General features: G+C 42.7%; 15 protein-coding genes. 3 read left to right on the top strand and 12 right to left on the bottom strand.

Annotated features, from left to right (window positions below):
* Positions 1-20 precede the first annotated feature (20 nt).
* From OQX62_RS15380 to OQX62_RS15405, 6 genes are all read right to left on the bottom strand, one after another.
* Positions 21-941, bottom strand: coding sequence for a PorP/SprF family type IX secretion system membrane protein (locus OQX62_RS15380; RefSeq protein ID WP_265832474.1), 921 nt, complete (start codon positions 939-941; stop codon positions 21-23).
* 7 nt (positions 942-948) lie between these two features.
* Complete coding sequence (locus tag OQX62_RS15385) at positions 949-8,199, bottom strand: MBG domain-containing protein (RefSeq protein WP_265832475.1); 7,251 nt, start codon at positions 8,197-8,199, stop codon at positions 949-951.
* Between the two features lie 67 nt (positions 8,200-8,266).
* Positions 8,267-8,800, bottom strand: a complete 534-nt coding sequence (locus OQX62_RS15390; protein ID WP_265832476.1) for a phage tail protein — start codon at positions 8,798-8,800, stop codon at positions 8,267-8,269.
* Between the two features lie 34 nt (positions 8,801-8,834).
* Positions 8,835-9,350: a phage tail protein gene (locus OQX62_RS15395; RefSeq protein WP_265832478.1), complete on the bottom strand. Its 516-nt coding sequence runs from the start codon at positions 9,348-9,350 to the stop codon at positions 8,835-8,837.
* Positions 9,351-9,362: 12 nt separating this feature from the next.
* On the bottom strand, positions 9,363-9,896 hold the full coding sequence (locus tag OQX62_RS15400; protein WP_265832480.1) for a phage tail protein: 534 nt from the start codon (positions 9,894-9,896) through the stop codon (positions 9,363-9,365).
* A 10-nt stretch (positions 9,897-9,906) separates the two neighbouring features.
* Complete coding sequence (locus OQX62_RS15405) at positions 9,907-10,881, bottom strand: methionyl-tRNA formyltransferase (protein WP_265832481.1); 975 nt, start codon at positions 10,879-10,881, stop codon at positions 9,907-9,909.
* A 326-nt stretch (positions 10,882-11,207) separates the two neighbouring features.
* Here OQX62_RS15405 and OQX62_RS15410 point away from each other — a divergent pair, with 326 nt between their 5' ends.
* A complete protein-coding gene (locus OQX62_RS15410; protein WP_265832482.1) occupies positions 11,208-11,768 on the top strand; it encodes a hypothetical protein in 561 nt (186 codons plus the stop codon).
* A 45-nt stretch (positions 11,769-11,813) separates the two neighbouring features.
* Here OQX62_RS15410 and OQX62_RS15415 read toward each other — a convergent pair whose 3' ends face one another.
* The 6 genes from OQX62_RS15415 to OQX62_RS15440 form a co-directional block, all read right to left on the bottom strand.
* Positions 11,814-12,575, bottom strand: a complete 762-nt coding sequence (locus OQX62_RS15415) for a DUF72 domain-containing protein (RefSeq protein ID WP_265832483.1) — start codon at positions 12,573-12,575, stop codon at positions 11,814-11,816.
* Between the two features lie 45 nt (positions 12,576-12,620).
* Positions 12,621-15,062: a TonB-dependent receptor domain-containing protein gene (locus OQX62_RS15420; protein ID WP_265832484.1), complete on the bottom strand. Its 2,442-nt coding sequence runs from the start codon at positions 15,060-15,062 to the stop codon at positions 12,621-12,623.
* Position 15,063: 1 nt separating this feature from the next.
* Positions 15,064-16,197 carry a PepSY-associated TM helix domain-containing protein gene (locus tag OQX62_RS15425; protein ID WP_265832485.1) on the bottom strand — a complete coding sequence of 378 codons (1,134 nt, stop codon included), beginning with the start codon at positions 16,195-16,197 and terminating at the stop codon, positions 15,064-15,066.
* A 100-nt stretch (positions 16,198-16,297) separates the two neighbouring features.
* Entirely contained in the window at positions 16,298-16,951 is a 654-nt protein-coding gene (locus OQX62_RS15430) for a hypothetical protein (protein WP_265832486.1), read from the bottom strand.
* Positions 16,952-16,998: 47 nt separating this feature from the next.
* Positions 16,999-17,550, bottom strand: a complete 552-nt coding sequence (locus OQX62_RS15435; RefSeq protein WP_265832487.1) for an RNA polymerase sigma-70 factor — start codon at positions 17,548-17,550, stop codon at positions 16,999-17,001.
* Positions 17,551-17,675: 125 nt separating this feature from the next.
* Positions 17,676-18,275, bottom strand: coding sequence for a GNAT family N-acetyltransferase (locus tag OQX62_RS15440; protein WP_265832489.1), 600 nt, complete (start codon positions 18,273-18,275; stop codon positions 17,676-17,678).
* A gap of 334 nt (positions 18,276-18,609) precedes the next feature.
* On the opposite strand from OQX62_RS15440, the gene OQX62_RS15445 reads away from it, so the two are divergent.
* A complete protein-coding gene (locus tag OQX62_RS15445; RefSeq protein WP_265832490.1) occupies positions 18,610-19,899 on the top strand; it encodes a TULIP family P47-like protein in 1,290 nt (429 codons plus the stop codon).
* Positions 19,900-19,915: 16 nt separating this feature from the next.
* Positions 19,916-21,472, top strand: coding sequence for a TULIP family P47-like protein (locus tag OQX62_RS15450; RefSeq protein ID WP_265832492.1), 1,557 nt, complete (start codon positions 19,916-19,918; stop codon positions 21,470-21,472).
* Positions 21,473-21,532: the final 60 nt, after the last annotated feature.

Genomic DNA, 21,532 nt, shown 5'->3' on the forward strand with positions numbered 1-21,532 from the left:
TATATTGAACCAGAGAATGATCAGAAGCTGTATTTCAACCCTGCTTCGAATTCACCGTTGCTATAATTCTGCATGGCAGCAGTATTAGTCGTATAAAATACAATGATCGATAATTTCTTCTGATAAGTAGTACCTATACCAGCTGTTATGCTCTTAGTTGTATGGTAAACACCTGTCAGGGTCAACTTATCAGTAAAAAACATAGCATTTAATCCCAGATCAATTATACCGTTATAGTTTTTAATACTCCGGTAAGCCACCTTTGGCTCCAGACTATTTATCGCTGCATTGTCGTTAATCAGTTTATAACTTGCAGCAGCATAATACTGTGGCTGATCTACTGAAGGCCTGTCCGGATCAGGATCGGAGTCAAAAAAACGTTTCATATTTGGCAACGCTGCCTGCACAGTAAGTCCCCTACTCCGGAAAGCCAAACCAAAATCACCATCAAAATAAGCTTTCCGATCCCTGAAATTACTCAGCACTACGTCCCCGGAATTACCATTTAACATAGCCATATCGAGCGACTCATTGGTGAGTCCGGCAGATAAACCGAAGTCGAGATAACTGGACTCGCCGTTTAGTGGTAAGTGGTAAGCATAAGTGGCTTTAAAACTGGTCTGCTGAATGAGACCGGCCTTTTCATTATAGAAATTCAATCCCAGTCCAACCTTATTACTTTCCGAACCGTAAGTAGCTGTTACGGCCTGCATTTTTGGTGCTCCTTCTGTATTGCTCCATTGCCCCTTATATCCGGCATTCAGTTCCCATCCTGTTGCAACACCGGCAAACGCCGGGTTTGCAAGGTACTGGTTCTGATAATACAGGCTTCCCATAGGGTTAAGCTGACTGTGAGCGGAAATGCTTGTTGTCATGAGCAGCAGCACTGATAAATATCTTTTTATTTTCATTTTCCTGTTATTCTTGATGGAATCCTTCATAATGCTGTTATTGCTGTTTCACAATGGTGATAAACCCTTTTCTGGTACCAATTCCAGGTCCAAAATCAATCAGATAATAATAAGTACCCTCACTGAGCTGGTAGCCCCTGAACATGGCATCCCAACTATTATCATAGCCTTTTTTCTCGTAAACCATTCTACCCGAACGATCCACAATTTTTACGGTATTGTTTGGATACAAGTCAATATTTTCAACTATCCAGCGGTCATTCACACCATCACCGTTAGGTGTCATTACGTTGGTAATATTTAGTGCTTTATAATCATTCAGCACTTCTATGGTGAAACTTTGAGTACTGGTTCTTCCATACTGATTGGCACCTGTTACGGTGTACGTAGTGGTCACCGAAGGTCGCACAGTCAAAGCAGCAGTATTTATACCGTCTATAATTCCGCTTGAGTTTGTCCACTGATAAGTTACTGCGCCGCTAGCCGTTAATACCGCAGTCTGTCCTTTACTCAGACTGCTTCCTCTGCTGCTCACAATAGTTATAACTGGCGGTGGAGAGTTCAGTATGATAAGGTTCTGCGTAACAGGCGTTGCTGCTGAATAGTTTGCATTTCCGGACTGACTTGCGGTGATAACCACTGTGCCTGCTTTAACAATCTCAACCTGGTTACCGTTTACAATCCTGGCAACAGTCGCGTCACTGCTTGAATAAGTAACAGTTAATCCTGAACTTGCCGTAGCAATTAATGTAAATGGAACATCAGTAGACAATTTAGTAGCTAATGCAGCAAAAGTAATCGTTTGTGCCGCAGCAGTAATTGATAAGTTAGCACCAGTGTAGTTCAATGTGTAATTGCTGCCTGCAGTAAGCGTGTTTTGCACGATCGGATAAACACCAGTATTCTCTCCTGCAGTTCTTGTCAGCGTACCACTGATCTGGTCAGTTCCTACCAGTGCACCTGATGTAATGCTATAAGTTAAAGCAGGATCTGCTGCGCCAAAAGTTTTAGTTTTCGCATCCGCAGTAACGCCTAATACTGATTTATTGACTACCACATCACCGTTATTGTAAGTGATCTGATAGTTGGCTGCATTGAAAGCTCCGGCACCTGTGGCTAACGACGGTGTTACCGCTGCAGCATAAGTACCGACAGTAGCATTAGCTGTATTTCCTGCGGTATAATTAACCGTTACCCCCGTAATGGTATTGCCATTTTGCAATGTACCGCCACTGAGGGTAAAGTTGGTGTTAGCCGCTCCGCCAGTAAGTACCGTACCATACGTTTTTGTAACCGTATTTGCAGTAATGGTGATTGGTGTTTTACTTACCGTCCCACTAAATGGAGTGTAAACCATATTGTAGTTTGCGGCATCAAAACCACCGGTACCAATCGCCGCAGATGGCGTAATCTGATACCTTGTCCCTGCCGCAGTTGCGGCAGATAAGCCGGCTGCATCTGGTGTTAAGGTAACCGATGTAATAGCCTGACCAGCAGCAAGTGTTCCTGCGGTGGTAAAATTGGTGGTACTTGTACCTGTTGTTAAAGCAGTTCCGTAAACTTTAGCAGGACCAGTAGCGGTAATAGTAATGGTGTTCCTTGTCACCGTACCGCTGAATGGTGCGTAGCTGATGTTGTAGTTGGCTGCTGAGAAACCTCCGGAGCCGGTAGCGGCTGATGGGGTAACCACATAAGTTGCTCCTGCTGCCGTTGCAGCAGAAAGCCCTGCTGCATTTGGCGTTAAAGTAACACTAGTTACCGTTTCGCCAGTGGCTAGTGCACCAGTAGCTGTAAAGTCAGTCGTGCTTGGTCCCGCTGTTAAAGCAGTACCGTAAACCTTAGCCGGACCAGTAGCTGCGACAGCTAAAGCAGCTTTCCCAACTGTGCCGTTAAATGGAGTATAAGTAACATTGTAATTGCTTTCCAGAAAGCCACCATCGCCTGTGGCAAGGGATGGAGTAATTGTATAAGCTGTTCCCGCTGCTGTAGTAGCAGATAGACCTGCTGCATCTGGTGTTAAAGTAATACCTGTAACCGATTGTCCGCTTAACAATGTGCCAATGGCTGTGAAGTTAGTCGTATTTGTTCCTGCTGTTAGTGCAGTCCCGTAAATTTTAGCAGGACCAGTAGCTGCAATAGTCAACGCCGCCTTACCCACTGTACCATTAAATGGAATATAATTAATTGCATAATTACTTTCCAGAAATCCTCCCGTACCAGTAGCTGCTGAAGGTGTTACCACATAAGCTGCGCCCGCTGCTGTTGCTGCCGAAAGCCCCGCTGCATCTGGTGTTAGCGTAACACTTGTTAGTGCCTGACCGGCGACAGGCGTTCCATCCGTAACTGTAAAATTGCCGGTGCTGGTTGTTGTTGTTAATGCCGTACCATAAATTTTGGCCGGCCCAGTAGCCGTAACGGTTAGCGGCAATTGTGCTACAGTACCAGTGAACGGTGTATAGACAATCGAATAATTGCTGGCTAAGAAACCACCCGTGCCAGTAGCAGCAGATGGCGTTACAGTATATGCCGCCCCCGCCGCCGTTGTTGTAGAAATACCTGCTGCATTTGGCGTTAAGGTAACACTGGTTAATGCTTGTCCTGCAAATAATGTACCCGTAACAGTAAAATTAGTAGTACTTGCAGCTGAAACCAAAGCCGTACCATAAGTCTTGGCCGGACCAGTAGCGGTAACGGTAAGCAACGCCGGACTTACCGTACCATTAAATGGCACATAAGTAACAGCATAATTTTCCGCCAAGAAGCCGCCAATCCCTGTAGCTGCTGATGGTGTAACTACATAGGCAGTACCAGTTGCTGTAGTAGCAGATAATCCAGCTGCGTTCGGTGTCAATGTTACACCCGTAACAGCTTCACCACTCAATAGTGCACCACTTGCTGTAAAATCAGTCGCTCCTGTAACCACAGTTAAAGCTGCCCCGTAAGTTTTAACAGGTCCGGTAGCTGTAATTGTTAAGGCAGTCTGCCCTACTAAACCATTAAATGGTGTATAAGTAATGTTGTAATTGGCTGCTAAGAAACCACCAGTACCTGTGGCGGATGATGGCGTAACCACATATGCCGCACCTGCTGGTGTATTTGCAGAAAGACCAGCGGCATCAGGTGTTAAGGTGATACCTGTTACTGTTTGTCCGGTTGGCATTGTTCCTGTAACGGTGAAGTTTGTAGCGTTGGTTATTGCAGTTAAAGCTGTTCCATAATTTTTAGCAGGACCTGTAGCCGCAATAGTTAAAGCTGCCTGAGTAACCGTACCAGTAAATGGTGTGTAAGTAATATTGTAATTAGCCGCAAGGAAACCACCAGCTCCGGTTGCCAGCGATGGGGTAACTACATAGGTAACCCCTGCTGCTGTAGTAGCAGACAGACCTGCCGCATTTGGTGTTAGTGTAACTCCTGTTACCGTCTGGCCGTTAGCGAGTGTTCCCGTCACCGCAAAATCAGTGGTACTTGTACCAGTTGTCAAAGACCTACCATAAGTTTTAGCCGGTCCCGTGGCTGCGATTGTCAAAGCTGCCTGTGCAACGGTACCGTTAAATGATGAATAAGTAATGTTGTAATTGCTGGCTATGAAACCACCTGTTCCTGTTGCCAGTGATGGGGTAACCACGTAGGCTGCTCCTGCTGCTGTAGTAGCAGATAGACCGGCAGCGTTTGGTGTCAGCGTTATACCTGTCACCGTTTCGCCGCTTAACAATGCGCCTGTTGCAGTAAAGTTAGTTGTGCTGGTTCCTGCGGTTAGCGCTGTACCATAAGTTTTAGCCGGACCGGTAGCTGCAATAGTCAAAGTGGCCTGTGCTACCGTACCATTAAATGGAGTATATGTAATGTTATAATTGCTGGCTGAGAAACCACCTGCTCCTGTTGCCAGCGATGGGGTAATTACATAGTTAGCACCTGCTGACGTAGTAGTAGATAGACCCGCAGCATTCGGCGTTAATGTCACGCCTGTTACTATTTCCCCACTCAATAATGAGCCACTTGCAGTAAAATTAGTTGTACTTGTACCTGCGGTTAAAGCCGTTCCATAAGTTTTAGCCGGACCTGTTGCTGCAATCGTTAAAGCTGCCTGAGCAACCGTTCCATTGAATGCGGTATAAGTAATATTGTAGTTGCTGGCTAAGAAACCACCAGCTCCGGTTGCCAGCGAAGGTGTAACCAGATAAGTAGCACCTGCCGCTGTTGTAGCCGATAACCCTGCTGCATCTGGTGTAAGTGTCACTCCCGTTACCGTCTGGCCGGTAGCAAGATTACCAGTCGCAGTGAAGTTAGTTGTACTGGTGCCCGCAGTTAGCACGGTACCGTAAGTTTTAGCTGGACCTGTTGCTGCAATGGTTAATGCTGCTTGCGCAACAGTACTATTAAACGGCGTATAAGTAATATTGTAATTGCTAGTCAGGAATCCGCCAGTGCCTGTTGCCAGAGACGGAGTAACTGTATAAGCTCCACCCGCCGCAGTAGTAGCGGAAAGGCCTGCAGCATTTGGTGTCAGTGTAACTCCTGTTACTGTTTCACCACTTGATAAAGCACCTGTAGCAGTAAAATTTGTTGCGCTTGTGCCTGCAATTAATGCCGTACCGTAAGTTTTAGCAGGTCCTGTTGCTGCTATGGTTAATGCTGCCTTAGCAACGATACCATTAAATGGTGTATAAATAATACTATAATTACTGGCTAAGAAGCCACCTGTTCCTGTTGCAAACGAAGGAGTAACTACATAGGCATCACCTGCCGCTGTTGTAGCAGAAAGACCTGCAGCATTTGGGGTCAGCGTAACACCTGTTACTGTTTCGCCGATTAATAATGCACCTGTTGCAGTAAAGTTGTTTGTACTTGTACCAGCTGTTAAAGCAGAACCATAAGCTTTCGCCGGACCGGTAGCTGCAATGGTTAAAGCAGCCTGTGTAACGGTACCATTATATGGTGTATAAGTTATATTGTAGTTGCTCGCTAAGAAACCACCCGCTCCTGTTGCGAGTGATGGTGTAACGCTGTAAGTAGCACCTGCCGCTGTTGTAGCAGAAAGACCAGCAGCATCCGGTGTTAAAGTAACGCCTGTAACAGTTTGTCCGCCAGCCAGTGCACCTGTAGCAGTAAAGTTAGTTGTACTTGTGCCCGCAGTTAGCACCGTACCGTAAATTTTAGCAGGACCTGTAGCTGCAATGGTTAATGCTGCCTGTGCAACAGTACCATTAAATGGCGTATAAGTAATATTGTAATTGCTGGCTAAGAATCCGCCGGCGCCTGTTGCCAGGGATGGAGTAACAGTATAAGCTCCACCTGCCGCAGTAGTAGCAGAAAGGCCTGCAGCATTTGGTGTCAGTGTAACACCTGTTACGGTTTCACCACTTAATAGCGCACCTGTAGCAGTAAAATTAATTGTGCTGGCACCTGCAGTTAAAGCAGTTCCATAAGTTTTAGCCGGACCTGTTGCTGCAATCGTTAATGCTGCTTGAGTAACAGTACCATTAAATGGTGTATAAGTAATATTGTAATTGCTGGCTAAGAATCCGCCAGCGCCTGTTGCGAGGGAAGGTGTAACGACATAAGTTGCACCCGCTGCTGTTGTAGCAGAAAGGCCTGCAGCGTTTGGGGTTAAAGTAACACCCGTAACAGATTCACCACTCAATAGTGCACCTGTTGCAGTGAAGTTGTCTGTACTCGTGCCAGCGGTCAAAGCAGTACCATAAGATTTCGCCGGGCCGGTAGCTGCAATAGTTAAAGCAGCCTGCGTAACGGTACCATTAAATGGCGCATATGTAATATTGTAATTGCTGGCTAAGAAACCACCAGCACCTGTCGCTAGTGAAGGGGTAACAGTATAAGCTCCGCCTGCCGCAGTGGTAGCAGAAAGGCCAGCAGCATCAGGTGTTAAAGTAACACCAGTTACTGTTTGTCCGGTAGCGAGATTACCAGTCGCAGTGAAGTTAGTTGTACTTGTGCCCCCAATGAGCACTGTACCGTAAGTTTTAGCAGGACCTGTAGCTGCAATGGTTAATGCTGCTTGCCCAACAGTACCATTGAATGGCGTATAAGTAATATTGTAATTGCTGGCTAAAAATCCGCCGGCGCCTGTTGCCAGGGATGGGGTAACCAAGTAAGCTGCACCTGCTGCTGTTGTAGCAGAAAGCCCCGCAGCGTTTGGTGTTAAAGTAATACCAGTTACAGTCTGTCCGGTAACAAGTGTACCGGTCGTAGTAAAATTGGTAGTACTGGTACCAGCGGTTAAAGCAGTACCATAAGCTTTTGGCGGACCTGTAGCTGTAATCGTTAAAGGAAGTTGGCTTACTGTATTTGTTGCTGCAGTAGCTACATTTTTAGTCGTTGCTCCTGAGCTTGTTAAAGCTACGTTAGAAGTAGTATAATTCCCTGCAGCTGCGGTGGCAGCTAACCTAATGTAAACATTAGTTGCAGCAAAATTACCCGCTGCACCTACAGTTACTGTTGGCGTAAAAGCCGTATTGTTTAAACTCACTTCAAAACCGGATGGCGGTGTAACCAATACGCCTGCATTCATATCTGCTCCTGATACGGTAAAAGACTGAGATGCAGATGCCGTTCCGTATGCGGTCGTCATTGCCGTTAATGTTCCTGCAGCTGTGATTACTGGAAATGTAGCCGCAGTCTTAAAAGTTCTCTCAACACCATAGGTCGTACCGATCTCACTGATTGCATATGAACGCACATAATAATCTGTAGAGGGGGTTAAACCAACTATATCTGATGTAAAAGCTCCGGTTGTTGTACCAGTCACAATAGTTTTGTTATCTATTGTATTTGCCGTTAATCCATAAACTATTCCCTTCTCTGTCACCGTTCCGGTTCCTGTACTGGTTAGGTTTCCACCAAGTGTTGCTGATCTTCCTGTTATTATTGCTGCAACTGCCGTTGTTACAGCTGGGCCAACACCTAATATCAATGTATTATCGCCATTACAACCAATCAGATCTTCCCAATTACCATTTCCAACTACAGGCGGTGATAATTGAGTACTCCCATTTCTCCATAACGGAGCATTTCCACAATTGGCAGTCTGGTCACCCAAAATCTGCCATGAAGCATTGCCTTCACAGTATATCAATTTATAGGTATATAAGTCATCTACACCTATATTATATGTTGGATGCCCATTTGCATCATACCCATTTTGAGTAAAGCTGACGGTTTTTATGGGATCTCCACTCCATGTACCACAATCGCGAAACGTTACCGTTTGGCCGAAAATAGTTAAAGTACTGAGTAAAAACAGGAAAAGAAGTAGAATTTTTTGTTTCATATTTTTTTTTTGAGAACATAGCAGAAAACGACACCAGGATCAGCAACAACCTTTAAAAGAATCTATTTTAATTTCTGGACGGAAAATACCCTTCACGACAGATTATATAATTTAATGTAAGGTATGGCTGCATAACATTGACCGGCTGGCTTGATGGCCCACTCCAGCCTATACTCCCCGGAGCTAATGAAGTATTTGCAATACCTATAGGATTTAATATATATCTTTTTGCCGCCCGTCCTACGTTACTTCCCATAAAAGCATTTGATACACTCGCAGAATTGTTATTAGATGACGACCCTAGGAGTGAATGTGTGTGAGGAGGTAAATTATTTGCGATAAGTGTTACCGAGCTATTTCTACTGGTTTCTCCTATACTACGTTGACTGAGACCAGGTCCCTGACCAACCCCCATTACCGTCTGCCCCTGCAGGTTTGGAAGCCCGAAAGTCGTAGTGCCATTTCCGCCATATTGCACTCCTAAAATACTAAAAAGGGCACTATTCTGACTAATCGCCATAGTTTGCCCATTACATAATTCCCAACCTCTTGGCGCAAAGTTGCCTGCAAAAATTCTTATTTCACCTATATATGCATCCATGATTATCTTATTTAAGTCTGTTTTAAATCTTTATTTAATTACGTGAAGGAAATATTCCTTCAGTGGCAATACAAATTGTAAATGCCAGGTAAGGTTGTACTATACTTATAGGTGATGCACCATTGGGACCACCAGATATTGAAGCCAAGGCCATAGGCACTGGTGTATTGCCGGCAGCGGCTCCGTACTGTAAAGCAGTAGTACTGGCTAGCATGGCTCCAGCGGCTGGTATTACATCCGCAGAATTTGTATTTGCAATAAGGTTATGGCTATGTAGAGGTAAATTCCCCGAAGTGAGCGTCACTGAAGTTGTTCCGGCAACTTCCCCTAAAACATAAGTCTGGGAATTATTTCCCATATGGATAGGCACCCGGCCACGCAGGTCAGGCAATGAAAATGTGGTTTGCCCATTACCTCCGTACGTTGTACCAAGTATGCTAAATAGCGCTGCGTTTTGAGCAATTGATAAGATCTGGCCACTACAAATCATCCAACCTCTTGGCGAAAAGTTGTAGGGAAATATTCTTAGTTCTCCTAAATATGGTTCCATATATTAATTTTTTTAATCTCGTGAAGGAAATATTCCCTGCAATGCAATAATGAAAGATATAGCTGTAAAAGGCTGTACTACAGACATCCCTATATTAGTTGTTGTATTGGCAGCAATACTCCCGACATTCATCGGTACCTGTACAGGTGCAGGACTTGCCGTAGCTGTAACATACTGTGAAAAGGGAGTCGTCGCAAGCATAACAGCAGATGATGGAGTCGCTGACGCTGCTGGAACATTCACGCCATTTAAAGTGTGGGTATGAGCTGGGATATTTGCAACTAGAAGTGTAGTAGATTCATTACCAGCTTTCTCACCTAACACAACATTTGCTAATCCAGGGCCTGCACCACAATGTACAGGTACGCGTCCTCTCATATCGGGCACTGCGAATGTGGTTGTGCCATTCCCTCCATAGGTGGTTCCTATCACAGCAAAAAGAGCATTATTCTGAGCTATAGGTAACAACGAGCCATCGCAAATAGCCCATTGATAAGGAGCAAAATTGCCGGCAAACATTCTAATTTCACCAATGTAACCTTCCATTTTTTAAATTTTAGTTTATAATATTTATTAATTGATCAATTTCCGTACTCTCGAGGCGGTCTCCCTTCACTACACCTAAAGCAGCTAGTTTAAAGCCCGTCATAAAACCCTCGTTAACTTTTATAATATTTATTCTGAGTATTTTTCTATCTGTACACTGCACATAAAGACCACTACCATCAGCATGAATCACTGTTCCACCGGGTACAGCAACCTCTCCCTCCCCGTCAACCGGAGATACTTCAAGAATACGCACCATCTGCTGTCTGAAAACTGATACCGCACCACCAACTGAAGGATTACAAGCGTTGACCAAATTCTCAATCTGCGAAGCCGTATCGGTGTCCCATCTGATAGCAAAATCATCTGGTACAGGTGTAGTGAAGTAGCTTTCGGGTATAGAGTTATGAGAAGTGCTGTCTATTGGAAAATCTGCGGTCTCACCCGCACTTAATAATTTTTCAATAAGTTGTTGCACCAGCTGAAAGGTTGGTACTGCATATCGCCCGTTACAAATACCGGCAGTCTCCCCAGGGATAAAAGGAATAGCCTGTTGCAGTACTATTTTACCAGAATCAAAATCCTCGTTCACTTCATGAATGGTTATTCCACCGATCGTTTCTCCATTTTTCATTTGCCAGAAAATAGGATCTGCCCCCTTGTATGCAGGCAAAAGACTAAAATGGACATTGTAAAAACCTAAGCATGGAATGTTATAAATTTCTTGAGGAATACGGTAAGAAAAGCCCAGCATGATGATCATATCCGGCTGAATAGCTAACAAACGATCTTGAACAGTAGAAAGCAATTGCGAACGATTAATCTTAAGGTAGTCAATACCTCTATCAATGCACAAATCTTCAATCTGCAGGTTATTCCCACCAAGTTTTTCCGTGGTAACAACTAAATGAATCCATCCCTGAGAGTGGAAATAATCAATTATCGGTAAAACCGCTGCATGAGTGGTAAACACTATAATTTTCATCTGGAGAGAGCGTTAATAATAGTACTAATGTCACGAATATGTATTTAATTTATAACATTAATCGTCTATTCATTCCGTTCATTATTACAAAGAGTAAAATTTACCTTTAAAGTATACGTCATGACAAATAAATACACAGACATTAATCCATATAACAATACGCGCTCATTGTCACAACTTTTATAACCTTTTAGTAGCTGAAGATTTTATTCTTTGATTGTGTTTGCACGGGAGACAGAAGAAGAAACTCTTATAATAATGGAGTAAATATTAAGAATAAAGAATATCGCTAAAAAAGCTATATTCGAAGAATTATACCAAAAGATATGCAACGCTTTCTATTTACCATCTTCATACTTATTAATTTCTCCGGTTTATGCTTAGCTCAAAAAGAACCGGCAAATGCGCTTGGCAAATTGTCAGTAAATGGGATTAAATTCACTGCTGACAGATCATCTATACTCAAAGCTTTCGGAAAACCGGCGCAGCAGTACAAGCCCCATTATGAATGCGGATTTTTATCATCAGATGAACAGGGAGAAATCTTTTATACGCTAGACTACAAGTTGATGAAATGGACCGGTAATAAGAAAAGTGCATATATAATGGAAGATTTGTTGATTACTCCGGGAATGAAATACATCATTCATTATAAAGACAAAAAACTGTCCAGTGAGACTACACAGGAGGAATTCATGCACTTCACAGGCCTAACAGATTTCAGGAAAAATACTGGAAAAGAAATTCCGGAAGATTTGATCAAAGCGAAAGGAAATCCTAAACTGCAAACCACAAGTATAGATCTACAGGAAAATTCTGATGACAAGTACATTTTCTACTTTTTGAAAGGCAAACTCTGTAAAATTGAATACTGGTCGCCATGTTGATCTGGGCTGACTTTGGAACATCTTTTTCGTTCGAATAATAGTTAACTAATACTCCTCAACATATCTTTTAAGAGTTTCCAGATTAAGTAGAGCATCCCCCATAGTATTATTGAAGTATACAAACACAGTTTTCCCTAACGAAAGCCATTCTTTAATATATTCCGAATATTCAAAGAGCACATCGTCACCATAACTTCCCCTGTAACTCCCGTCAGGTCCATGAAAGCGCAGATAGATGAAATCCAGTTCCGAATCTGATAATGGTGTATGAGCGGGTGGTTTATCATGGATGACCAGTCCCATTTGATAATTGTTCAACAGCTCATAAACATCGGGATGATACAGGGATGGATGACGGAATTCAACTGCTGTTTTCCAGGAAAAATCTGTATCATTTTCCCTGATCTGCCGCAACAGCTGCCCGAGCTGTCTAAAGTTGCCCATCTTCACACTGGGTGGAAACTGAACAAGCAAACAACCTTTTTTGTCACCCGCTTGTGCAATGGTTTCCATAAAGAGCCTAACAACATCAGGACTGAAGACCAGTCCTTTCTGGTGAGTAATCTCCTTCCATAGTTTGAAGGTAAATTTAAACCCTTCTGGTACTTCCTGCGCCCATTTACGAACAGTGGTAGCCATGGGAATTTTGTAAAAAGAACTGTTCACCTCTATGCTGTTCATTAGTGAACCATAATAACATAAACGGCTTTTGTCTTTAAAGGCTTCAGGATAATGCAGTTTATTAGGAACAGGGAGCAGTAAGCCGCTCGTTCCTGAAAAGTAATTATCAATTGCTGTTACACTCATGCGACTATAACTATCAAAAGATAAATTTGTTTAGCGACCTGCGTTTTACTTGATCCTGTCTTTCAAATCTTCAGATCCTGTTTTGCGTTCAACATTAGCATTGTTGCTGCTGCCAAACTTATAACTGAAAGATAACTGCACATAACGGCTATCGGCATTCCTGCGACTATAGGTAATAATATTTCCGTAACTCGTAGTTTGACGAATCTGGTAACCCCTGAAAATATCATTGGCCATCAGTTTCAGATTTCCCTTTTGCCTCAGGATCTCTTTTTGAACACCGGCAGAGATCATACTGTAAGCTTTGGTGGTGACAGTCCCGTCAATCTCTTTTGTAGTATAAAAACCTGTTAATTCGCCTTTCCAGCCATCACCAATTGCAAAACTATGCTGCGAATTAAAGCTCAGGGTATTTGCTTTGTTTACGAAATCACCAGGATTATTACTGATGATATACCTGTTATGGTACAGGTTGAGGAACTGGCTGCCAGACCACCATTTAAAGAGATTGGTCGCAGCTGTAAAACTAATACCGAAATTAGTAAAAGAACCCAGATTGTCCGGGCGCTGGTAAACAACATTTCCTGTCTGCCCGATCTTTGCCCCTATTACATTCCCGGTATGGTTGTAGCTGAGGGTAGTAAAGTAGCGGGACTGATAAGAATAACTCAGTTCAAAAGCATTCACAATCGCTGGTTTTAAATAAGGATTACCTTCGTAATAGGTAAAAGGATCATCATAAACACGAAAAGGATTCAGATCCCAGTAACCGGGTCTTTTGATCCTGCGACTATACCCCGTCTTTAACTGGTGTTTTTCATCGATATCACGGGTAAGATAAAGGCTTGGAAAAATACCGCTATAATTACGTTTAAATGCCGAATCTGTTGTCACCTGCCTTCCCTTTGTTCTTGTATATTCTGCTCTCAATCCCGCCTGCAGACTAAATTGATCAAATGAAGTATTAAAATTAATATATGCTGCCTGAATTTTCTCCTTATAAATAAAATGGTTACTGGCAGATGCATCGGCAACATACTGACCGATCTGCAGGGTATCGTATTGCAGGTTATTTTCTGTGCGAACTTCACTGCCCTTCCATCCGGCTTCCAGTTTAGACTTCTTAGTGAGTGGCAGGGAATAGTCTACTTTTCCGGCATAAATATCATTATATGAGGGAATATTACCACGGCGACCGGAAGATGTGCTCAGGTTATTTCCAATGGCATCCAGATACCTGGTATCCAGTTGCTGTTCCATGCGGGAGAAGTGTGATACATAATCCAGATCTGCTTTAAGCTCATGTCCCTCTTTTTTAAAGCGGAGCACATAGTTCAGGTTATACAAAAGATCTTCCCAATTTTCCTCATTCTTGGTAAGTGTAGGTGCATTAAGGAGCAGTGTACCGTCATTGCGGATCACACGACTAGCTCCCGGTTGTGTTGTCGGATATTTACCGATCGCACCATTGAGGAGAAAGCCGATTGTATGATGATCGTTAAGATTGATGTCTGCCCCTGCGCGAAAATTATGAGAACGTAATTTTGCTTCTTCACTGATATCCTGAAAAATACTTTGGAGATATACTCCTCTGATGGCTGTATTAACCGGACCGCTATTTCCCGCATAAAACTGTCTTTCAGTGGCACTGCTGGTCTTAATATCCTGATTATTGGCATTATAACTGCCAAATAGATTTACATGCCCACCTCTGTAGTTGAGACTAAGTCCTTCACCATAACGTAAACCTCGTCCACTCCCTATCGTACCGGTCGCAACCCCGTTAAATCCTGATAAAGTGTTTTTTTTCAGGATGATGTTCACAATTCCACCACTCCCGGCAGCGTCGTATTGCGCCGGTGGATTGGCCATGATTTCTATACGTGAAATAGCAGAAGAGCTGGTGCCGCGTAATAGGTTCGCGAGCTGGTCTCCGGACAAATAGGTCGGTTTTCCGTTGATCATAACGGCAGTTCCGGATCTGCCTTTGAGCGCAACCTCACCACTTTCACTCAAGGTTACGCCAGGTGCTTTAGACAGCAGTTCCATCGCAGTATTGCCCTCTGCAAGCACACTTTTCTCGATATTCATGATCGTACGGTCCAGCGTCTGTTCAATAACCGGGCGCTGTACACTAATGGTCACCATGTTCAGTGCACGACTATCTGCTTTTAATCGGATTTCGCCTAAATGGTAGGGTTGCTGATTTTGGTTAAGGGCAATTACGGCTGTATAATAATCCTTATAGCCAATATAACTGATCTTCACCAGATAATTTCCAGTACCTACACCTGGCATAGAAAAGTTACCGGCGGTATCGGTTATCGCAGTATGTGCTTTAACGGAATCAGCCTGACGAAGGATAGTGACTGACGCAAAGGGGATCGTTTGAGATTTTTCATCCACAACCTTACCTGAAACAGTCTTCTGGGCAACGGCAAATAAGGAAAGGAACAGCAGGATCAGGCTTAGGTATATTTTTATCATTCTAAACGGTATTGAGTTGAGTTTTTGGGCTTTTCTTCTTTCTTTTTTTGCCCCACCAGATATAAAAACCGGTCAACGGCAGCGTTGCACAGACCAGGCTGCAGATGAAATAGATAATTTTAGTCGTGAGTCCCCCAAAGGCCCCTACATGCAAGGTATAGTTGAGCTTCCGAACCTGATCCGGAAAAGGCAGGTCACCGATCCGTTTCGCACTTTGTTTAGCTAATTGCAGGGTGGCCGGTTCGAAATACAGATCCCTCCATGTTCCGGCGAACATATCCGTGCAGGCATAAATCAATTCATCAGGCTTTTCTGCTGGATGAATAATGATATCATTTTTATTGTGAAGTGCGATTTCACTACGCACCTTATACCAGATCTTATCGGCATTAACCAATGCAGGTGCTGTTGCTGGTGCCATAACCTCCTTTGTTGGCCGCCTGCGGCCAGCTTCCCCTTCCCCGCCTGTCAGCCAATACACACTTTTCGAGAACCATAAAAAACTCATGCACAGCCCGGTCATAGCCATTAGCAGTGCAATTAATAGCGTATAAAACCCAAGCACATTATGCAGGTCATAGTTGATTCGCTTAAATTTTGCTTTCCATTTGATCTTAAAGCTTTTATCACGGTTACTCCTGTTCCATTTTTTCGGCCACCAGAGAATCATTCCACTGATCAGCAGGAAGAAAAAGATGAAGGTAGCCCAACCCACAATTGGCTTACCTATATCACCTCCCAGCATCAGATTCCTATGCAGGGCATTCAATACATGAAAAAATTCATCATGATCTTTATGGGGTATCAGTACACCAGTATAAGGATTTACATAAATTGTAACATCATCCTCAAGTGTAACAGTCACCGTCTTGCTTAGTCCGTGGTACCAGAAAGAATGTACTTCTTTACCTGGCATAGCTGCTGAAATCACGCTAACTATAGCAGATGGAGGCAGCATCTTGCTCTCATGCTGTGCAACAACGTTCAGCCTGGCATCCAGCACTCCTTTAATCTCCGTTTCAAAAACAAGGATACAGCCTGTAATGCTGATAACAAGAACAATAATTCCAGAGGCAATCCCTAACCAAAGGTGCAGCCAGGCGTTGATTTTGCTAAATGTAGTTTTAATTGTCATAAGGGTATGGCCAGGCAGATACAGATGTTGCGTGGCTCTGTATACTAATTATCATGACAGACGATTTTCCCCTATGCTATTTAGAATATTTTTAAATAATTTAAAGATTAAAGTTTTTCCTCATATTCATCGCTAAGGCAGGTGGAATATTCAGCATATGCTGATTGTCTACCACAATCAGTTCTACCTGCTTGTCATTAAAATAACTGAGTACATAAGACCTGCCCTTCCGCAGACATACCTTTCTGTCGCTATCGCCAGTATCTTTTTTAGGTTGAATATAAAGATACTTGTCCTGGTCATCTGTATTTTTTAATAATACAGAGCCGGAAAAATTGAGATCTATAGCTGCATCCTGCTGCTGCTTTAAACTTGCCTGACTATCTTTGGCTAGTTCCACAGTCAATCCGTTAAACGAATAGGCTCTGCACACCGCATTTTTGCTGTATCGTGATACTTCCATGTGCTTTAATCTGGTACCGTTGGTTTTGGCAAAAAAAGAAAAATATGCAACAAGGAATAAACTTGCAGCAATGCCGGTGTTTAACATCCACTTCCGCCTGCGCTGTTTGTGATCATATTGTTTATTTTGCTGTAAAATCTTTTCCCAGGATCGGTTTTTTAGCTGTTCCGTGACAGGTAAATCATTAAAGTCCGCTGCAATATCTTCACCATTGATCCATTCCAGATACATTTCCTGCTCTGCATCAGTTGCCGTGCCCGATAAACATCTCTTTAATAATTTAGGATTCATGGAAGGTTTAACTATATATTATCATAACTGTGTATTTTCCCCTATGCCTAATTTCTGGGATATTTTTTTAACCGGCCCCGCAAGAAATTCAACGCTTTGGTGAGCTGGTTCTCTACGGTCTTTTCAGAAATAAACAAATCAACAGCAATCTCCTTATTATTTAGTCCCTTTACACGACTCAACAGGTAAACGCCCTTACATCTGTCTGGCAGCATATCAACCAGCTTATCTACATCGGCCTGCAAAAAACTATACAACACCTGCTTTTCGGTCTGGTTACTTGCCTCCTGTTGCAACTGTTTAAATTCATCTAATTTCTGTGTTTTACGGATCTCATCAGTGTAGATTCTGGAAATCTTAAATCGCACGGCCCTGATCAGATAATTTTCTACGGTATCTGCTGAAAGCAGCAACGTATCTTTCCGTTGCCATAAGGAGGTGAAAATTTCCTGCACTACTTCTTCCGCCCGATAATGATCACCTAAGTATTTTAAAGCAACCTGGTAGAGTTTTTTCCAATAAGTTTCATACAACTGAAAAAAGCTATTTTCATCGATTTTGATTAGTTTTCCCTGATGATATGAAGTCGGATCTGACAAATTATATAGAAGTTGAGCGGCAAAGATATGCTTATATATAATTAATCCAAATAGTGAAACCTATTGTGATACGATTTAGCGCTACAACTTCAGTTTAACGTTATTCGCGTTGAATTGAAGTTGGTTCATATTAGTTTGCTGCGCAGGTTTTCCTTCACCTCATTTTCCCATTCCTCTTTAAGTATGCTTAAGACAATACTATCTCTCCTTGAACCGTCTTTACGCACACCATTGCTGCGAAGAATTCCTTCTACTGTACAACCGAGACTTTTCATGGCGGCAATACTCCGTTTGTTATCATTATCGGCACGGAATTCTACCCTTTCCATGTCTAAATGCTCAAAAGCAAATTCCAGCAGCAGGAACTTACAATGTTTATTGAGACCTGTTCCCTGAAACCCCTTCCCGTACCAGGTATACCCTAACTGAAGGGAGCTGTTTGCAGGCTGTATATCATAAAAGCGGGTACATCCTGCATAACTGCCGGTTCGTTTATCGAAAACAATAAAAGGATATTCCCTCTGCTCCTCTCTGCCCAGAATTGCTGCTGCAATATAATCTTTCAGCCCCTCCTCACCGATCGCCTGCACCATAGAATATTTCCATAAATCCGGCTCTGTCAGCGAAAATGGTTTAAGATGCTCCACATCGGTTATTTGTAAGGGACGAAGCAAAGCTGTTTCATCTTCCAGGATTGTCTGCTGTGTAAAGTCGGAATTATTCATTGTTTATATTGTTATCAATCAACCTGTTTAATACTAAGATATGGCATTTGCCAGTGGTAAAAGGCTGATTACATAGATACGGAATAATTAGTTAAGCGGTGTTATTACCTCAAATCATTGATAGACATACCGCTCTGCAAGGAATAAATATCAAACTGTGAGGCAGATGCTATCCAGAGATTAAATATAGTACAGCTTATCAAAATTTCACATACTATCACAGGCGAAAATGCCTGCATCGAAATTCAGGTCAATACACTGTTTCAATGCAAGTTATATCAACGTAAATTTAATAAGTAACAATGAATAATGTTAATTTATTAAATTTTTAAACATGATATCACTATACAATTGGGACACCGCTTCGGTTATTTCTTTGGAGGAGATCAACAAGGATTTAAGCAAAAATGGGAATCAGATCCTCAGCAATTTCCAATTCAGCGGAGGAGGAGGAATTATCTTACCCTATTCTTGCAGAGGTGAACTGGCTCAATGGTCGATAGGCTCCGCAGATAGCGTAGATATTATCGCGGTCTTTCTGCCTGTCAAAAGCGGAACAATCAGTTCCTCGAACCAAACTATAGATATTAGTGGTTTAACAATTAAACTGGCCGTATCACTAAATTTCATTACCCAGGCATCAGCAGACCTGAACTCACTGATTTTTGCCTTCGACAGTGCCGGACGCCTGGGGGATTCACCTAAAAAAAATGTTGTCACTCCCCTGGCGATCAGCGGGCCGGCTGCTATTATAGCTGCCCTCGGACTTACGGGTCAGGAAGACCTAGCGAATAGCTTTGTGAAGATGATGGTTAGCTCAGCTAAACCAATGAATTATATTTTCGCACAATTAGGTTTGCCTGAAGCTTCGGGCACTCCATGGTTAGCACCGACTGCTTCGATTTATTGTTATGCAAGTCAGCTACAGGGTAAAGACTATCTGATTATTTTGTCGCTAACGAATAACCAGCCAATTGCGGAAATTCCACAATACGATGCACAGATTCTCCCATCTAATGAAAACAATGCCACTTTCGCCTTTACGGGCAATCTCTTCTTAAAAAATATAATATTACCAGCTCTTGCAAGCTCATTCGGCAAAAACTTGTCACTAAATGATCTATCAGTAAACAACGCAGGAGATCAGATACAACTGAAGTCACCATTTAGTCTAAACCCGATAACCGTAGGTCTGATAGATTATTACCCCGAAGTCGCACAATTAACTGCATCAATGACGAATCAGGGGATAATATTAAATCTAATAGGAAACTGCGATCTCAAAGCGGGTATCAGTATGACCTTTAGGGTTGAAAGCCGCCCCACACTCAATTCAAAAGTCAATAATATGCAACTGCAGTTCACAGCAGATCCTAAACCTATTTCCAGTCACGAAGCGTCTATCCCATGGTACTGGTGGTTTACCGGCCTTTTAGTGAAGACCATAGTAAATATAGTGGTGCTCGAAATTTGCAACAGTCTGAGCAATAAACTTATAAATAATATTAATAACCAAAGTATTAACACCATAGCCATGGGCATTAACTGGTTTGGCAGTTCATCGACAACCATGAAATCAGTTCGTGTAAATGGTGCCTGTACCATCCAGGGAACACAATCTTAACTCTAAAATAAATACTATGAACCCAACAATTTCATCGACAGAAAAGAGCCAGTTGACACGACTGGAAACATTAACTGAGCTACCAATATCTGAAAGAGAAAAAACTCTTCTGACAGATGGAGCTTACAACTCAGAGCCATTTTTAACCAATAACTGGGATACAGTTTTTGCGGCTAGTTACTCAGATTTAAACAACTATATTACCAAGCGAATGCAGCAGTTTCCTGATCAGTATCCAACTTCCTGGACAGCGACAGTACCAGCCAGCGATTTTAACAGGGGCTATAGCGGTAGCGGAACATTTGGTCCATGGCAACTGGAAATGGGGCAGTCTGCGAGTGGTACAAAAATCAGCATGAAATTTCCTTTAAATACATGTACCGTCGTATTAAATGATATACCCCACGTTGTTAGCGGGGGAATAGCAGTAGTAGAGGTGCTACTAAATCTCGTACCTACTACAGAGCAGCCAAACCATTTAAAATTGATGGTAAAAACTACCACTGATAATGAATCTGAACCAATATTAACAGTCGATAACGTAACCATTACTTCTTCCAGCCCTGCTGTCTCCGGTCTGGATGGCGCTGGTGGGGCTATCGCGAATTTACTTATCAACTGGGCAGACAAAAACTTATCACAGTTCCAACATATTTTTGCGATCGTAAATTTGAATGAAACGGCATCAAAAGCCTCATTTCAATGGGTAAAACCAACATATACCAGCTATGCATTTACATTAGGAAAAGATATGGATTCATCTTACCTGGGAGTGCTTTGTATGGTACTGAACCATTCACCAGCACAAACTACCCAGGAATTAAATGCTGGTGCAATCCCTCCGGGGAGTAAAGCAGGCTTTAATATTTCCGCTGATATGTTCCTCACCCAGATGGTAATGCCCGGGCTGCCTGGTGCATTTAAGAACGCAACTCCAACTACTTTTGTGATCAAAAATGACCAGATCGTATTAGCACCTGGCACAAAGCTTATGATGAATCCTATCCGTCATGCAGGACTAAACTATACTCCGGAGTTGCAAAGTTTTACTTTTAGTATTGTGAATGAGGTGATAGAGATATATACTTATGTACGAACCAATATTTCCGCGGGCATAGATGCCTATGTAGAAACAACTTCACAATATCAGTTGCAGTTAGGTGTAAATAAAAAAACAGGCGGGCAATCTATTACATATCTACCTGTTGGCACACCTGTACAACACAGATCAACAGTAATAGCTGACTGGGTGGTCTGGACGGAGGCAATTGCAGATATTGTTCTCGCAGTAGCTACTTCCGTAATAAGTGGACTGGCATCAACTATTGAAAAAATTATTTATAGAGTAATAGTTGCTGCTATCATTGGTGGTATAGCTGCAGCAATCGCTGCAATACTGGAACAAATTCCTGTATGGATTGCAGGAGAAATTCCTGATAATTTACCATCTATTGATGCCATGATTACTGATGCAACGAATTCGTTCCAGTGGGGTGATACAGCTGATTTCGACTTAACTGGTGTGAATGTAAATGGTTCCATCCAGTTTGGCGGAACACTTACCAGCATTTAAATAAATACTAATGCTTGATACACCTTTCCTCCAATTCCAAAAACTTTCCCGCACTGCCGT

Source organism: Pedobacter sp. MR2016-24, assembly GCF_026239655.1.
GTDB lineage: Bacteria > Bacteroidota > Bacteroidia > Sphingobacteriales > Sphingobacteriaceae > Pedobacter.